The organism is Bradyrhizobium sp. CAR08 (assembly GCF_052871955.1).
Window position 1 is genome coordinate 690,033 of sequence record NZ_JBIXJX010000002.1, and the last position, 13,969, is coordinate 704,001.

Annotated in this window: 26 protein-coding genes and 1 tRNA gene; 15 read left to right on the forward strand and 12 right to left on the reverse strand. The window is 60.9% G+C overall.

Annotation, left to right across the window (positions count from 1 at the left end):
- Positions 1-4 precede the first annotated feature (4 nt).
- Entirely contained in the window at positions 5-274 is a 270-nt protein-coding gene (locus ACIPUD_RS07110) for a hypothetical protein (protein ID WP_018454380.1), read from the forward strand.
- Positions 275-902: 628 nt separating this feature from the next.
- Here ACIPUD_RS07110 and ACIPUD_RS07115 read toward each other — a convergent pair.
- Complete coding sequence (locus ACIPUD_RS07115) at positions 903-1,118, reverse strand: DUF3072 domain-containing protein (protein WP_026232720.1); 216 nt, start codon at positions 1,116-1,118, stop codon at positions 903-905.
- Between the two features lie 160 nt (positions 1,119-1,278).
- On the opposite strand from ACIPUD_RS07115, the gene ACIPUD_RS07120 reads away from it, so the two are divergent.
- Both ACIPUD_RS07120 and ACIPUD_RS07125 read left to right on the forward strand, forming a co-directional pair.
- Positions 1,279-1,494, forward strand: coding sequence for a hypothetical protein (locus tag ACIPUD_RS07120; RefSeq protein ID WP_018454377.1), 216 nt, complete (start codon positions 1,279-1,281; stop codon positions 1,492-1,494).
- 168 nt (positions 1,495-1,662) lie between these two features.
- A complete protein-coding gene (locus tag ACIPUD_RS07125; RefSeq protein WP_018454376.1) occupies positions 1,663-2,043 on the forward strand; it encodes a hypothetical protein in 381 nt (126 codons plus the stop codon).
- Between the two features lie 22 nt (positions 2,044-2,065).
- On the opposite strand, the gene ACIPUD_RS07130 is transcribed toward ACIPUD_RS07125, so the two are convergent.
- From ACIPUD_RS07130 to ACIPUD_RS07150, 5 genes are all read right to left on the reverse strand, one after another.
- Positions 2,066-2,575 carry a hypothetical protein gene (locus ACIPUD_RS07130; protein ID WP_446480308.1) on the reverse strand — a complete coding sequence of 170 codons (510 nt, stop codon included), beginning with the start codon at positions 2,573-2,575 and terminating at the stop codon, positions 2,066-2,068.
- Positions 2,576-2,795: 220 nt separating this feature from the next.
- On the reverse strand, positions 2,796-2,972 hold the full coding sequence (locus tag ACIPUD_RS07135) for a hypothetical protein (RefSeq protein ID WP_007610124.1): 177 nt from the start codon (positions 2,970-2,972) through the stop codon (positions 2,796-2,798).
- Between the two features lie 168 nt (positions 2,973-3,140).
- Positions 3,141-3,413: a hypothetical protein gene (locus tag ACIPUD_RS07140; protein ID WP_247368482.1), complete on the reverse strand. Its 273-nt coding sequence runs from the start codon at positions 3,411-3,413 to the stop codon at positions 3,141-3,143.
- A 175-nt stretch (positions 3,414-3,588) separates the two neighbouring features.
- On the reverse strand, positions 3,589-3,891 hold the full coding sequence (locus ACIPUD_RS07145) for a hypothetical protein (protein WP_018454373.1): 303 nt from the start codon (positions 3,889-3,891) through the stop codon (positions 3,589-3,591).
- A 245-nt stretch (positions 3,892-4,136) separates the two neighbouring features.
- On the reverse strand, positions 4,137-4,322 hold the full coding sequence (locus ACIPUD_RS07150) for a hypothetical protein (RefSeq protein WP_007591378.1): 186 nt from the start codon (positions 4,320-4,322) through the stop codon (positions 4,137-4,139).
- A gap of 407 nt (positions 4,323-4,729) precedes the next feature.
- Here ACIPUD_RS07150 and ACIPUD_RS07155 point away from each other — a divergent pair, with 407 nt between their 5' ends.
- A complete protein-coding gene (locus ACIPUD_RS07155; RefSeq protein ID WP_007591377.1) occupies positions 4,730-5,026 on the forward strand; it encodes an HU family DNA-binding protein in 297 nt (98 codons plus the stop codon).
- 136 nt (positions 5,027-5,162) lie between these two features.
- Positions 5,163-5,339, forward strand: a complete 177-nt coding sequence (locus tag ACIPUD_RS07160; protein ID WP_018454372.1) for a DUF2934 domain-containing protein — start codon at positions 5,163-5,165, stop codon at positions 5,337-5,339.
- A 252-nt stretch (positions 5,340-5,591) separates the two neighbouring features.
- Here the strand turns inward: ACIPUD_RS07160 and ACIPUD_RS07165 are convergent, their stop codons facing one another.
- Positions 5,592-5,819 carry a hypothetical protein gene (locus ACIPUD_RS07165; protein WP_018454371.1) on the reverse strand — a complete coding sequence of 76 codons (228 nt, stop codon included), beginning with the start codon at positions 5,817-5,819 and terminating at the stop codon, positions 5,592-5,594.
- A gap of 287 nt (positions 5,820-6,106) precedes the next feature.
- Between ACIPUD_RS07165 and ACIPUD_RS07170 the strand changes: the two genes are divergently transcribed.
- The 4 genes from ACIPUD_RS07170 (at position 6,107) to ACIPUD_RS07185 (ending at position 7,624) form a co-directional block, all read left to right on the forward strand.
- On the forward strand, positions 6,107-6,256 hold the full coding sequence (locus tag ACIPUD_RS07170; RefSeq protein ID WP_018454370.1) for a hypothetical protein: 150 nt from the start codon (positions 6,107-6,109) through the stop codon (positions 6,254-6,256).
- A 243-nt stretch (positions 6,257-6,499) separates the two neighbouring features.
- Positions 6,500-6,628, forward strand: a complete 129-nt coding sequence (locus ACIPUD_RS07175) for a hypothetical protein (protein WP_446480309.1) — start codon at positions 6,500-6,502, stop codon at positions 6,626-6,628.
- Between the two features lie 207 nt (positions 6,629-6,835).
- Entirely contained in the window at positions 6,836-7,216 is a 381-nt protein-coding gene (locus tag ACIPUD_RS07180; protein ID WP_368508061.1) for a GrlR family regulatory protein, read from the forward strand.
- Between the two features lie 210 nt (positions 7,217-7,426).
- Complete coding sequence (locus ACIPUD_RS07185; RefSeq protein WP_247296834.1) at positions 7,427-7,624, forward strand: hypothetical protein; 198 nt, start codon at positions 7,427-7,429, stop codon at positions 7,622-7,624.
- Here the strand turns inward: ACIPUD_RS07185 and ACIPUD_RS07190 are convergent.
- Both ACIPUD_RS07190 and ACIPUD_RS07195 read right to left on the reverse strand, forming a co-directional pair.
- Positions 7,621-7,746, reverse strand: coding sequence for a hypothetical protein (locus ACIPUD_RS07190; RefSeq protein WP_256464728.1), 126 nt, complete (start codon positions 7,744-7,746; stop codon positions 7,621-7,623). The genes ACIPUD_RS07185 and ACIPUD_RS07190 overlap by 4 nt on opposite strands.
- A 78-nt stretch (positions 7,747-7,824) precedes the next feature.
- Positions 7,825-8,055, reverse strand: coding sequence for a hypothetical protein (locus ACIPUD_RS07195; RefSeq protein WP_026233438.1), 231 nt, complete (start codon positions 8,053-8,055; stop codon positions 7,825-7,827).
- 278 nt (positions 8,056-8,333) lie between these two features.
- Between ACIPUD_RS07195 and ACIPUD_RS07200 the strand changes: the two genes are divergently transcribed.
- Positions 8,334-8,627 (forward strand): hypothetical protein, encoded by a 294-nt coding sequence (locus tag ACIPUD_RS07200; protein ID WP_026233439.1) that lies wholly within the window; start codon positions 8,334-8,336, stop codon positions 8,625-8,627.
- A 67-nt stretch (positions 8,628-8,694) separates the two neighbouring features.
- On the opposite strand, the gene ACIPUD_RS07205 is transcribed toward ACIPUD_RS07200, so the two are convergent.
- Positions 8,695-8,859 carry a hypothetical protein gene (locus tag ACIPUD_RS07205; protein WP_018457755.1) on the reverse strand — a complete coding sequence of 55 codons (165 nt, stop codon included), beginning with the start codon at positions 8,857-8,859 and terminating at the stop codon, positions 8,695-8,697.
- A gap of 274 nt (positions 8,860-9,133) precedes the next feature.
- Between ACIPUD_RS07205 and ACIPUD_RS07210 the strand changes: the two genes are divergently transcribed.
- From ACIPUD_RS07210 to ACIPUD_RS07225, 4 genes are all read left to right on the forward strand, one after another.
- On the forward strand, positions 9,134-9,895 hold the full coding sequence (locus tag ACIPUD_RS07210; RefSeq protein WP_018457756.1) for an SIR2 family NAD-dependent protein deacylase: 762 nt from the start codon (positions 9,134-9,136) through the stop codon (positions 9,893-9,895).
- A gap of 198 nt (positions 9,896-10,093) precedes the next feature.
- The gene (locus tag ACIPUD_RS07215; protein WP_018457757.1) at positions 10,094-10,726 is read left to right on the forward strand and encodes a cold-shock protein; all 633 of its coding nucleotides are present in this window, start codon (positions 10,094-10,096) and stop codon (positions 10,724-10,726) included.
- Positions 10,727-10,837: 111 nt separating this feature from the next.
- On the forward strand, positions 10,838-11,323 hold the full coding sequence (locus ACIPUD_RS07220; RefSeq protein ID WP_018457758.1) for a DUF192 domain-containing protein: 486 nt from the start codon (positions 10,838-10,840) through the stop codon (positions 11,321-11,323).
- 111 nt (positions 11,324-11,434) lie between these two features.
- Positions 11,435-11,511 (forward strand) — tRNA-Pro (locus ACIPUD_RS07225).
- Positions 11,512-11,848: 337 nt separating this feature from the next.
- Here ACIPUD_RS07225 and ACIPUD_RS07230 read toward each other — a convergent pair.
- The gene (locus tag ACIPUD_RS07230; RefSeq protein ID WP_256374433.1) at positions 11,849-11,980 is read right to left on the reverse strand and encodes a hypothetical protein; all 132 of its coding nucleotides are present in this window, start codon (positions 11,978-11,980) and stop codon (positions 11,849-11,851) included.
- 335 nt (positions 11,981-12,315) lie between these two features.
- On the opposite strand from ACIPUD_RS07230, the gene ACIPUD_RS07235 reads away from it, so the two are divergent.
- Positions 12,316-12,510, forward strand: coding sequence for a hypothetical protein (locus ACIPUD_RS07235; RefSeq protein WP_018457760.1), 195 nt, complete (start codon positions 12,316-12,318; stop codon positions 12,508-12,510).
- A 40-nt stretch (positions 12,511-12,550) separates the two neighbouring features.
- Here ACIPUD_RS07235 and ACIPUD_RS07240 read toward each other — a convergent pair whose 3' ends face one another.
- Positions 12,551-13,720, reverse strand: coding sequence for an OpgC domain-containing protein (locus ACIPUD_RS07240; RefSeq protein WP_018457761.1), 1,170 nt, complete (start codon positions 13,718-13,720; stop codon positions 12,551-12,553).
- Between the last annotated feature and the right edge of the window lie 249 nt (positions 13,721-13,969).

Here is a 13,969-nt window from a genome sequence, read left to right on the forward strand (position 1 = left end):
GACAATGAAATCCGTTCTCACCGTCGCACTGGCAATCGGGGCCCTCGTCTCGACGGTGCTGCTCGTCATGGAGCAGCTAACCGACTACTCCACCCCTGTGATGGCATGGGAGATGCCGGGTATATCCGCAGCTTACCTTTTCTGGGGAGCTGTCGGCAGTTCCGTTTTCTTGGGCGTCGCCATCACTTGGGCCGTGAACGCCATCGTTTACGGGGCGCCCGCTTTCGTTGTCCTTACAGTCATCAAGCTGGCAATCCGCGATCTGCCGAAGTGACAGAACTGAGCTCGGCGCGGAGCCGATGCTCAGCGCGCTCAAGAAAATGAGCGGCAGCAGGTCATGCAAGGCGCCTGACGCGCCTTGCATGATCGTCTGAAATTTCGCCTGCCGGCGAGCGGCCGGACGGCCGACATCATGAACCACGACGGAGTTCGAGGCGACGAATGCCCGTAAACGAAGGTCTCTCGTCGTGAAATGGTTTAGACGATACGCAGTTGGCTGCCTGATCGCGGTGCTCCTGTTCTCGGGCCGAGACAGTTACAAACGGCCCGGCGAAGACATGCGCTACGGGGCCATCCTTATGGTAGCCGCCGGTTGGCCTGTTGTTGCCGCGATTGTCGTGGGAAGCACCATCGGTGACATCGTACATGACGGGAAGCAAGGCAAAGCAGGATGAGTGCCCGGCTCGCAAAGCGACAGGCCGCGATCCCGGCATTGAAGTTGTGGAATCGACATTGCGGGATCGTGCGCTCAATCGACGCTGTCTGTGCCCGACGAAATGCAGCGCGCTCAACGTTTGTGAATGCAGCGTTGGCCGAACGCCTGCAACCTTCCCGCGACACTTCTGATCATCGGTGAGTCATGTTCTTCCGTCTCGCAGGGGCGGGGCGTACATGCCCGCTGTCTACTTCTCGAGCCCGGCCTTTTGCCGCATCGTGTCGATCAGCTCTGACGCCTCTGCCTTGGTCAGATCCTTCTTGGGGAGGGGCTTGTGCGCCTGCTCGGCGAGGGTCTTGAGGTAGGATTCCTGGGCGCCGGTCATCGGGTCGTCGCCGGAAACCCAATCCTTCGGATCCTTTTGTGTGTTGTCCCCGGTGTTGTCAGCTGTCTTGTCAGCCATCGCGATCTCTCCTTTTCCACCTAACGTCGGCGCGCGCTTGTCGTTCCTCATTTGTTCGTCAGTCGAAAACGTGCGGAAATTGAACGTCTCGAGATCTGCCATGAAGAACCGACCTACTGGCCAGCGCGGAACAAGCGCTCCCGCCAAGCGTAGGTTCTGCATGAGCGAGAACCTGTCCCATCTCATCGAACATTCCGTGCAGATCGCCTGGGATTATCTGGAGCGCACCGGACAAGTCAGCGACGCGCCGTTCACCAGCCGCTTTCTCTCGGCCGCCGTCGAAGAGATGGTCCGCAAGGGCGAGCACAGACGCCTCATGCTGGCCAACCGGGCCATCACGGCGTTCGAGCGGCTTTCCAATAGGCAAGCTGCATAGATCGGTCCCCGGCCTTCGGTCGTCACTGCGCGGCGGTCCTGCAGTTCTCCGAGTGCAATTTGTTGAACCCCGGCGAAGCCCGGCGCGACCAACCGCCATGCTGCAAAGCCTGCTCGGCATCGGAATTGGCTTCGCGGCCTATGTGCTGAGACACCAAAGAGGAAAGTCGTGAAGGCGATCACACTGCTCGCGGTGGCGGCCATGCTGCTGGTGGAAATCTTCGGGTCGAAGGCGAGCGTCGGCGGCTCGATGAGCTTCATGCTGGTCTTTGTGCTCGTGATGCTGGCTGTCGCGATCTACGAGGCTTGGTCGAACGAGCGCGGCGCGATCGGATGGATCGTCAACCTGTTCGCTTCGGCGGTTGGCGGGCTGGTTGCGGTTGCCCTGATCGGGATGGCCGTGGAGGCGATGCTGCCATACCTTCACCTCGAAGGTTCGCTCGCGTCCTCGCAACATCCCCTGAAATACGTCCTAGTCGCAGCCATTGCGATCTGCATGGTGCTGGGATCATGGCTGCCGCTGTTGGCCGTCAACCGGTTTCGTCACTGAAGGGCACCCGGCGTCGCGCTCCCTAGCGCTTTCCTTCCTGCTTGCCACGCCTGATTTCCTCAGCCTCGTCCACCAGCTTCAAGGCGGCGCCGTCGTAGCTCAGCTTGAGCCCACGGCCGACAGTCCATATCCATCCGTCCCGGGCGTCCCTGGTTGGCTGGGCGTTGAACTGGTCGGAGATCGATTTGACGGCAGCGTCTTGGGGACCCGGATTGTTCAACTCCGCAATGACGCGCCAGATGGGATGTTTGGGATCGGGATTCCCAGGGTCAACGTCGTCGGCAAAGATCGTGACCTTGGCGCCGTCGACTGCGCACTCCAGGACGTAGGAATCGCGAATCTGACGGCAGCGGTAGCGACGTTGCGTGACGAGCTTGTTGGTTTCGTCGAATGTCATCCATGGCGAAAAGCCGAGGATGTCGGACTTCTTCACGAGCGCCATAGACGCAGGCTTTAGAAAGCCGGGCTGTACCGCCACGAGAACGGCGGCAACAACAACGATCAAGCCGGCGACAACAATGGCAATCTTCATCAGCCCCTCACAAGAAACGTTCGACCATACAACAGCCGGAGCGTTCTACCAGCCATCGCCCTGCATGCTTCGAGCCTCCGGCTATTTTTGTAGGACTGCACCTTCGGAGGATCACAGCTTCGGAAGATCGCATGGGCACGTATCGGCTGGTCATGAACGTGAAAAACCGCCCCTGACATGACCAGGGGCGGCTTTCACCAAACGGGGTTTCGAACGCGATCTAGTGACCGGTGCCCGGCTTCGTCGTCTTCGGCGGCTTGCCGTCTTCGATCCGGCCTTCGTTGCGCAAGTCGCGACCTTCCTGGGCCTTCTTCTGGCTCTCGGGGGACTTGCCGTGTTCGTTCATCTCTTCTTTGATGAATCCGGCGCCTTCCTTCACTTTACCTTCAACGCTCATGACGATCTCCTTGCTGGAGATGGGCAACTCGCGGCAAGACCTGACCGTTCCGGTGCGCGCACGATTGTGAGGAGTGCATTCGACAGGTTCCAAAGACCCTTCTCATGAAATGGCCGCGCCGCTTGTGGAAGCGACGCGGCCGGGAAGCGAGCCGTACAGGAAACCGGCTTACTTCTTGTTGCTGCGGGTCTTGGTACCGCCCTGGTCGCTGCCCGGGCCGGAGCCGCCCTGGCCGGAGGCGTCGGGCCTCACCATTCCGCCCTTGCTCATGCCGTCATGGCTCACGCCGGTCGTGCCGCTGCTCATCGTGCCCTTGTCCGTGTTGGTCATGCCGGGCTTCTGCATGTTGTCGGACTGCGCGGCGGGGCCGGTCTGGGTCTGGGCCAAGGCAGAGCCGCACATGAGGCCGAGGGCGGCGGTCGCAATGACGAGCTTCTTCATCTCAAACTCCTGGTTGGTTGTGTGGGCCAACGGGAGCGCAGAAACCGTGTTCCTAAAACAAGGCGTTCCGGAGTGCAAAAATTCTCGTCTGCAACGAGGCGTTGTCGGTTCTGCTTGAATCAGAACCGCTCCAGATTGTTGTGACGCGTTTTCGTCGCGCGAACTTGAAAACGCTCTAAGCCGCAAGCCGCTGATCGGCCGGGCCCGTCAGGTGCTTGAGCACTTCCGCGTGCTCCAGGTCGGGAACCGCAATGGCCGTGTGGCTGTAGCTCGTATTGGTTCGTGAGTTTGCAATCCTGTCCAGGATCTCGCCGCCCTTGATGACGTGGAGACCCATGCCCTCTCCCGACGGGAAGATCGCGAGCACCACGTCATAGGCTGTGATGACGGCGCGAAGCGCTTCGGCCTTGTCTTCGGCAATGTCGACGAACACGCGAACATCGGCCGCGAGTTCACGCAGCTCGTTAAAATCCAGCACTGTGGGGTACTCCAACGCAACGATACTAAGAGGAGTTTGGAGGCGTTAGGTTACTGAAGTCTCAACGGCGCATGCCCAGCCAAAGGTTTATCGACCAGGCGCTCCCGTCCAGCCGATAGGACGCGCGGGCGTTGCCGCTTGCTCGGCAAGGCGCCGGCACGGAAAGAACCTATGGAGCGGGAGGGACGAAGCGCGCCTCATACCCATACGGGCGTCACGCGATACGCGCGTGACTCATGTGCGGTTTACTTGGCGTATCCCTGGGAGCGGAGCCACGCGATCTTGCGGTCGCCATTGATCCAGTCGTCGGCGTCTGCCTTGCTGGTGAAGCCCTTGATTTCGCGCTGTTCGCTGTCCGGGTAATCCGCCAGGATTTTCCAGTCGTTGTCTGCAATGCGGACGGTTTTGAAGGTCACTTTTGTTTTTGCCATGCCGCATTATGCAGGAGATGGCCGAAAAAGAGAACCTGCCTTGTGACGGTCACCGGGGTGGCCGGGCGCAGACCTCGGGGGCCAGCCTGATCGGCAGTGCGGGGCCGGGTCCAGGCAAAGACGAAAGCCCCGCCTGGGGGAAGCGGGGCTCTCTGATGGGGGTGAAGCTTGGGGACTTCAAAGAGTTAGACGGCTCAGGGAGAAAATGGTTCAACGCGAAAACGGCGCAAGCTGCGGCATCTTTGCCGGGGCGTCCGGCCCTCCGCAGAACCCCTGCTTGCGTTTTGGGCGTCGATGGGTTCTAAGCCCCGTCACTTCATGAAAGTTGGCATGAAACAGAAGCGCGTTGCGCGGTCGGATCGCGTCTTGAGCAAAGCCTGCTCGCGCGCACAGAAGGAAATTCAGACATGGCGAAGATGACCAAGACTCAGTTGATCGATGCAATTGCCGAGGGCACGCAGCTGTCGAAGAACGACGTGAAGTCGGTCATCGAGTACATGGCGACGGTCGGCTACAAGGAGCTCAACGAGTCCGGCGAGTTCGTCATTCCCGGCTTCGTGAAGATGTCGGTGGTGAACAAGCCGGCGACCGAAGCCCGCATGGGCGTCAATCCCTTCACCAAGGAGCCGATGCAGTTCGCCGCGAAGCCGGCGAGCAAGTCGGTGAAGGCCTCGCCGCTGAAGGTGGCCAAAGACTCCGTCTAAGGGCTCGCGTTTTCGTTGCGGAGGCTTCTTTTCGCGGAGCGCTGCAATGATTGCTTGCTTGTGCTGAACCAATAAGGAACTCTCTTAAGGAACTCTAGGGCGTCGTCAGGCTTTGCTTCCGAAAGGGAGAAATCACATGACTGGTCTCAGCGAAGAAGAGATTCGAAATCGGGCCTATCACCTCTGGAAGGAGGCTGGCGAGCCCGCAGGCACGATGGACACCTTCTGGTATGAGGCCGAAAAGGAGCTTCTCGCCGAGCGGACCAAGCAAGGCGAAGTCCCACCCGGCATGACCGACAATTTGTCGGTCTGACTTTGCTGGTCTAACAGGCGGACAGGGGCGAGCGTCGACAGTTCTCAAAGCAGCCACCCGGCATAACACCCGGGTGGCTGCTTTGCTGTTCGGGCCCTCGTTCGAATCGAGTCGCCTCCGTGCGGCCGCCTCAAAGAAAAACCCCGGTCTTGGGGACCGGGGCTCTTCAAGCTGGTCGGCCGCGTTGCGACATGCCGCCAGCACCACCGAATTCGACCTGACAACGCGGGGCGGGAAAACTCGTTCCGGCCGCTAGTCCGGCGATACGGACACGTCGATGATCGCCGGCGTATCGACCTGGCGCTCGCGCCAGACGATGAGATCGCATTTGGGATTGAGCCACTGATATTCGGAGCCGCGCGCCTTCAGGTGCGCGAGCGCTGCATCATGTGCGGCGGTCTGATCCGGCGCTTCGACCATGATCTCCACGGTCTCTTCGATCTGACGCACCACTTCGACGGCGTAGTATTTTCTGGTCACGATCCCTAGCTCCGGAATGACTAACGGGGAGGGCGGTGGCGCGTTCCCCAAAAGAAAAACCCCGCGCTTTCGCACGGGGCCTTCTTGGCTGGCGGGGAAGGGATTTCAGCGCCTAGCCGCCGCGCCGTGGCTCGAACTTAAGGTTGAAAACCTAAAAAGCAACCGTCGGCGCGCGGAAGGCTCAAGGCGATGTGCCCGGCGAATTTCACGGGAGGGGCTGGACTTGTTGTTCCCATTTTGTTCTAGTGAGGCATCTCTTTTGGCAGCGACATTCTTTGGAGGTGCCCATGACTGTCGAGAAACAACGCGAAGTGATCAGGCTCTGGAATCAGCTCAGGAAGCTTGATGGTCCGGCCGCGGAAGAACTCCGCATCCAGATCCTCGAATGCTTTTCGGAGAAGGCTCTATCGAAGGATACGGCGAAGCGAGCGGCGTGATGAGCATCGCACTATCTCGATGCAATCGCGCGCGCCTTCACCGATCGTTAGGGATCGTTTTGCGCTGGATTTCTCGACTCCGATTCGTTCCTTGCGAACGAAATGGAGTCGGATGCAGAACAAGTCGTGGCTTCTGTGTCGATCCGAGACACGCCTTTCCTGACCAAGCCGGCGTGATGCTTCGCACAGTCCCGTTCGCCTGTCCTCGCTACGAGTGAGGCGAGGGAGACGCGACATGGATGCGTGCTGTTGCTCGAGATGTTCGCCGAGATCGCAAAAGTGTTTTGGTACGACCGGCACCCGCGCTTGCGCAACGACAGGCCCTCGGTGTCGCAGGTGCCACCGCGGTCGAAGTCCGAAGACGCCATGTGAGCGCGCGATCGTTGGCGACGGCGCTCGTTTGCATGCGAACAATATATTAAGACTTGCTTCCTGCCGATTTCTGCGATTCCGATTCGTTCTCCTAGAACGAAAGGCAGGCGAAGCTGGAACAATGCCGGACGACGGATCACCACACCTTCGCTTCACTCTCTCGACGCTCTCCGTCTCCGGCGCTATCGTTGCCCCGGCGGACGCAACATGAAGAACGGGCTTTATTCCATCCACATCCACATGCTCGACGGCGTGAAGGGCCGCGACAGCGGCGTGCTGATTCTGCGTGACGGCGTTCTGCTCGGCGGCGGGCCGTATTTCTGGTCGCGCGGCGCCTACACGATCCGGAACGGCAATTCGAACAACGGCCCTTCGAAACACGGGACCTGGAAGGGCGAGCTTGTCACCAACCAGCACACGCCGTTTGCGGATGGCTTCGCCCGGCCGCTGTTCGGCGGAGTGGAGGCAACGAGCGGCTTCTCCGGGACGTTCAGCGACGACACGGCCGAGGTGTTCGGCACCGTGCTGGTCGCAGGCCATCGCAGCCTCGGTTTTCGCGCGAGCCTGAAGCGGCTCGCCGAGTTCTGAAGACGCGTGTTCTGAAGACGCTTGTTCTGAAGAGGCTTGGCGAACTCCTAACGGAAGCTTGCCGCGAAGCCGATAACCCTATTCGGTTAGGTTAAAAGCGCAATCGCGTTGCACTTGCCGCCACTTGCGATAGGTGTCTGGCGAAGACGCGATCCGACTTTGGCCAACAAGCGACTTTGGCCAACAAGCAATTTTGCCAAGAACGAATTCATGACACCTTTTTCAGAACCGTCCTTTTATCAGGGCGACCGCCACACCTACCGGCGCATCGCCATCGTCGGCACGCTCTTTTGTCTGGCTTTCGTGGTGATCAGCGTCTCGCTGCGGCCACAGCTCGAGGACACGCGTGTCGCGGTCAAAGCCGACAGGCTGATGCGTACGGCGGGCCAGCTACCGCACACGAATTAACGGTCGTCGGTGGAGGTCTGATGGTCGGCGCAATTGCTTGGGCACGCGGTGCCGTGTGAGGCGAGCGCCACGAAGCCGGCATAGCCGGACAGGTTGAGCAGGATTTCGAGCCAAACGGGCATGTCGGCCTCCTTTCTCCTTGAAGGCTACGCCAACGTGCGCGCGAAGCGCATGTTCCCGGACAAAGGCGGACCGGCGCCTCAAAGTGGGGTGGTGGGGTCGAGCCGCCGGCCGAGGGCGCCTACGGACTCGCTCGACGGCTGTTCCTTAAGGAACTCGGCAATCGCCCGCGCCAGTTCGCCGTCGCTCATCGGGGTCGGCGGCGGGCGCAGCGTACCGACACCGAAACTGCGGACGATCTCGTCGTAATGCTGATCTCCGGATCTGGGAACGAGCCTGCGGATACGGGCCAGCAACGTGGATATCGGCACTTTATCCTCCTCGGCTCCCCGCTGGCAGCAATTGTGGCGCATTGCCAATGCTGTGCGTGGAACTGAAAACCCCGCCAGCATCGGTGATGCTGACGGGGTCTTCGTGCTGTTGCCTCAACCGGACGGCGGAGGCTTCCGCACTTGAGCAAACAATTCGCGGAACGCGTGCCCGTTCCATGCGTGGCCGGATTTATTCCGAACTCGGTTCCACAGGCTTGCGCGCAACCATAGCAACGCGCCGGCGTTTTCTGTGCGAGATACGAAGGAGGAGATTCATGATGAGGAAGACACTGGCAGTTCTGGCTACCGTCGCGGCCGTTGGCGTGACCGCGGTCGCGGCGCCTTCGCCTGCCGAGGCGCGCGGCCGCGGCATCGGTCCGGGCCTCGCGTTCGGTCTTGCCGCCGGCGCCATCACCGCGGGCGCCGTCGCCGCGTCGCATCCTTACGGCTATGGCTACGGCCCGCGGTATGGCTACTATGGCGGCCCCGCTTATGCCTACGGCCCTGGTCCCTACGCTTATTACGGTGATGGACCATACTACCGCCGCCACCATTATTACCGTCACTGGTAACGGCTGAACAAACGAAAAGCCCGGAGCAATGCTCCGGGCTTTTTTCATGCTCGGTGATCCGGTGTCGTTACGGCCAGAGCGAGGGCCGTTCCGCCTTGCGCGCGTTGTCGAGCGTCGACACGAAATACTCTTCACGTTCGCGCTTGAATTTTTCCTGGGTGGCACGGAAGGCGGCGACACGGGCGGCGATCTCTTCGCGTTCGCGGATTTTGCGTTGTTCGTCCTCGGTCATGTTAAATCCCCTCTGCACGTGAGTATGTGTCCTACTGAACCCAAGCACTGCCGCCGCAATCACGTTGAGTCGCGTCAACATATGCATTGGCGCTTCTGATTGGGGCGTCAATGGGGAGGAGGCATTGCAGGATTGTGATAAGCGAGGGTCGGAAAAAATTGCCGACCATGTCTTGCGTGGCGGTGGAGAACAGCGTCAATAATCTTGTCGCTTGCGCATGTTGCAGCTAGCGCAAAAACAAATCAGTAAAACAAAAGCAAAACGGGAGGCGGCGTTGATTGCATCGGATCTTCGCAGCGGCGTCGAGCGTCTTGGCGACATGATCGCCGAAGCCAAACGGATCGTGCCGTTCACCGGCGCCGGCATCTCGACCGAATGCGGCATCCCCGACTTTCGCTCGCCGGGCGGAATTTGGACGCGCAACCGCCCGATCCCGTTCGACGAGTTCGTCGCCAGCCAGGAGGCGCGCGACGAATCTTGGCGCCGGCGCTTCGCCATGAAGGAGGTCTTTGCGGCGGCCAAGCCCGGCCGCGGCCATCGCGCGCTCGCCTCACTCTACCGCGCCGGCAAGGTTCCCGCGATCATCACCCAGAACATCGACAATCTGCATCAGGCCTCCGGCGTCGCAAGCGATCACGTGATCGAACTTCACGGCAACACCACGTATGCGCGCTGCATTGGATGCGGGCAGGCCTATCCGCTTGATTGGGTGAAGCGCCGCTTCGACGAGGAGGGCGCCGCGCCCAACTGTACCGTGTGCGACGAGCCGGTGAAGACCGCCACGATCTCCTTCGGCCAGACAATGCCCGAGGACGAGATGCAGCGCGCGACGGCGCTGTCGCAAGCCTGCGATCTCTTCATCGCGATCGGTTCCTCGCTGGTGGTATGGCCGGCCGCGGGCTTTCCGATGATGGCGAAGGAATCAGGTGCACGCCTGGTGATCGTCAATCGCGAGCCAACCGAGCAGGACGACATCGCCGACCTTGTGATCCGCCACGACATCGGCGAAACGCTGGGGCCCTTTGTCGGTAATTGAGGCAGCAATTTGATTCGCGGCTGTGCAAGCTGTTCATAGGTTCCGCCGAATCTCTTTTTTGTCTATGCGTCGCAACCGGGAGTGTTATCTTTTGAGTCGAAAGATTCGCGTCGCGTCGAGTTGAGAAGATTCTCTAAAGACGCGTGATTCGGCGCCGCCATTCAGGCGGGTTGCATGGCATGTGTGGGGTCCGGGGTTATGGGGTCGTCGGACGGATTTGAGTCCAAGAAGGTCGGAGTTCCCGCGGTGGGCGAACACGGCGGTGGCGGTCGCGACAGTGCACTCAGTCCGTTCACCGGACTTGGTGAGAGCAGCGCCAACCTCGTCGAGGTTCACGGCGTCATCAAATGGTTCGACGCCTCAAAAGGCTACGGCTTCATCGTTCCCGACAATGGCTGGCCCGACGTGCTCCTGCACGTCACCGTGCTTAGGCGCGACGGCTTCCAGACCGCCTACGAGGGCGCCCGCATCGTCGTCGAGTGCATCCAGCGCGCCAAGGGCTACCAGGCGTTCCGCGTGGTCTCGATGGACGAGTCGACTGCGATCCATCCGGCGCAGATGCTGCCGCCGCGCACCCATGTCACGGTGACGGCGACCAGCGGGCTGGAGCGGGCTCAGGTCAAATGGTTCAACCGGCTGCGCGGTTTCGGTTTCCTGACCTGCGGCGAGGGCACCCCCGACATCTTCGTGCACATGGAGACGCTGCGCCGCTTCGGCATGACCGAGTTGCGGCCCGGCCAGTATGTCCTGGTCCGGTTCGGGCCCGGCTCCAAGGGCATGATGGCGGCCGAGATCCATCCCGAGACGGGATCGCCGGTTTCGTCCCACTAATTCCATTCCCGCGATCGTGAGCAGAGGCGCGCTGGCTGGCCGGCGCGCCTCTGGCTTTTCCGGTGACCGCCACGTAAGGACTGGTCCAGTCCCACGCCTCGAGAGCCATCCATGAATTTCGATCGAAAGGCCGTCTTCGCCCTTGCGAAGGGCTGGCTTGCCGCCATCCTTGTCATCGCCGGCTGTGCCGTCGCGAGCGCACCCGTGCGCGCCGCCAGCTTCCAGCCCCTCGAGATCGTCACCAGGAACGGCGTGCAGGTGTTCTCGGTCGAGGTCGCGACGACGGAGGAAGAGAAGCAGACTGGCCTGATGTACCGTAAGGAACTGGCGGACGGCAAAGGCATGCTGTTCGACTTTAATCCCGAGCAGGAGGTGTCGATGTGGATGAAGAACACCTACGTCTCGCTCGACATGATCTTCATTCGCGCCGACGGCCGAATTCTGCGCATCGCCGAAAATACCGAGCCGATGTCGACAAAGATCATCTCATCCAGGGGGCCCGCGCGGGCTGTTCTGGAGGTGGTGGCAGGCACGGCGCAGAAATATGGCATCCGCGCCGGCGACCGCGTGGGCCACCCGCTGTTCGGCAGCAAGTAGGCGGGAGGGCTTATTGCCCCGTCCTGGCGGTCTTTTGGGAAGCTTGCTCGCGCCTTTGGAAGGCTTGCTGGCGCTTTGGGAAGCGTGTATCGACGGGGCTCGCCGGACATTCGGGGTATAGCGCAGCCTGGTAGCGCGGCAGTTTTGGGTACTGCAGGTCGTTGGTTCGAATCCAGCTGCCCCGACCAGTCCGAGGTGGGCCAGACCCGCGCCTCAGAACAATAGCCAATCGGCGAGGCGCCAGGCGAGCGCAGCTCCAGCCGTGCATGGCGCGCGTTCGATGCCGATGCCCGCAGCCGCCAAAGCCTTCCTAACCCTCGGCGCTCATTCCCTGCGCAACGCGACTTTCCGCGCGACATTTCAAGGCATTGGGGCGGGTCGGGTGGCGCGGAATGCGTAAAACTTTGTCGAACCTTTAGGCGTCGTCCTAGACATATTGGTGTTGGGGATTTCAGCGCCCAATGCCTAGCGGACGCCACCAAGCGATGATATTCCGCTTGCGCGGCGTTACGCTTTTCCAAACCATCAGTTCGTCGCGTACCAGCCGAACGGAAACGGCAGGAATGGCCAGGCCAGCTGATTGTCGTTGGCGACCTTCCGCGGCTCCTGCTCCGGCGTCTTCGCGGGCAGAGCAGGCGGCGTCGAATGCAGCGCCAAGCGCAGACATGCACATTGCAAATTCATCGTGGTGGCCCCCGCCCATCAATCGTTTTCAAAAATTCGCGTCAGCCTGGAAATCAATGCGCGTCCTCAAAACGACGCGCTCATTCTCAAATCGCACACAGTCTAGGAAAATCGGCGGCCGCTTTCAACCGGTCTCGCCACGCGCTCACAGGAGGTAAGGTTGATCGGTTAGGTTAAGAGCGAGCGGTTGTTGCGGGCGCCTTCGCGACTGTTATCAGATCGGTTCGGCTTGCGACGGTCTGCCTGAAATTCGTGCTCACACGACATCACAGTTCGTCGCAGCGCTCGTATCCTGTGAGTTCTGTATCATGTCTCTCGATCGCAACGTCCGAACCGTCGGTCCGCAGGCGAGCTGGACCGAGATCTGGCACCTCTGGACCGTGTTCGTGCCGCGCCGCTCGATCAACGGGCAGCTCGTTTACGGCAAGGTCTGGCGCCGCCACGACGGCCGTGACTGGATCTACAAGAAGTTTACCGAGTACGACAGCGAAGCGGCGGCCTGAAGCGGCGGCGCTGTCGTCCGGCGGGATCGGAGCTGCCCGTTCAAGCGGCCTTTGCGGCCGCAGTCTTGGGCGGCGGCGGCTTCAGCGGCTTGTCCTGCTTCTTCGACCAGGAGATGTAATAGGCCACCGTCGTCATGATCGCGATCCCGGCGACGCTGACGAAGATCTGCGCGAACAGCGAGCCCGAGCTCATCGACAGCTCGAAATGACCGACGAAGGACAGGAACACGCCGACGCAGAACACGGCGAGCGACTGCTGGCCGCACACGATGATGGGGTCGAACCCTTTCCATTCCAGGCCCGGCCAGTCCTTGGGCACGAAGCGGATCACCAGGATCACGATCACGACGAAGTGGATAAAGCGGTAGGGCGCGAGGTTGGTCTTGTCGTTCGGGTTGAACGCCGAGAACAGCCATTCCGGGAACATGCCGCCGAGGGTCGGGAAGCGGCCGGCCATGGTCATGACCAGCGCAAACAGCATGTAACCAAGACAGAGCCACAGCGTGACCGGTGCGTTGATCAGCGTCATCGAGCGCCGCGCGCCGCCCATGGCGCACCAGGCGCCGAACACGAACAGCACCTGCCAGCAATACGGGTTGAAGTACCACTGTCCGGCCGGATAGGCGTTCAGGTTCAGGCCGAAATGGCGCGCGGTCAGCCACAGCACGATGGACAATGCCATCGTCAGGTCCGGCTTGCGCAGCATGAACCAGAGCACGGGCGGAAACAGCCCCATCAGCACGATGTAGAGCGGCAGCACGTCGAGATTGAGCGGCTTGAAGCGCAGGAACAGGCCCTGGCGCAGCGTCTCGGTGGCGTTGTCCACCAGGCCGGCGACGTTGAACTCGTTGATCATCTCGGAATCGCCGAAGCGCAGCGCCAGATAGCTGATCGAGGCGATGTAGATCACGAACAGGATGATGTGGGCGACGTAGAGCTGCCAGACCCGCTTGGTCAGCCTCGTAGCACCGACCAGGAAGCCGCGCTCGAGCATCATCCGCGCATAGACGAAGGAGGCGGTGTAGCCGGAGATGAAGACGAACAAATCCGCGGCGTCGGAAAAGCCGTAGTTGCGGGTGGTGATCCAGTTCACCACGTTGTCGGGGATATGGTCGAGGAAGATCGCCCAGTTCGCAATGCCGCGAAACAGGTCGAGCCTGAGGTCACGGCCCTTCTCGGGGAGCGTGGCGTTGATGTTCAGGAAGGACATGCGACGGGAGCTTTCGGAGGGGACGGACAGGTAGATGTCAACGAAGCAGGGCCACCGGGCGAGACCCCGGCGCGGAAGGCGGGTACGCAATTGTCACGATGCAGCATAATGATTATACCCATCGGCGAGCCATCCCGGGGGGCCGGAATCACCGATCAGTTCCCTAAAGGTGTCTCTATACTATGCCCGCGGTTTCCACCAACTGCTACCGTGACGCATCGAAATCGAACGAAAAGACGAACAAGAGGC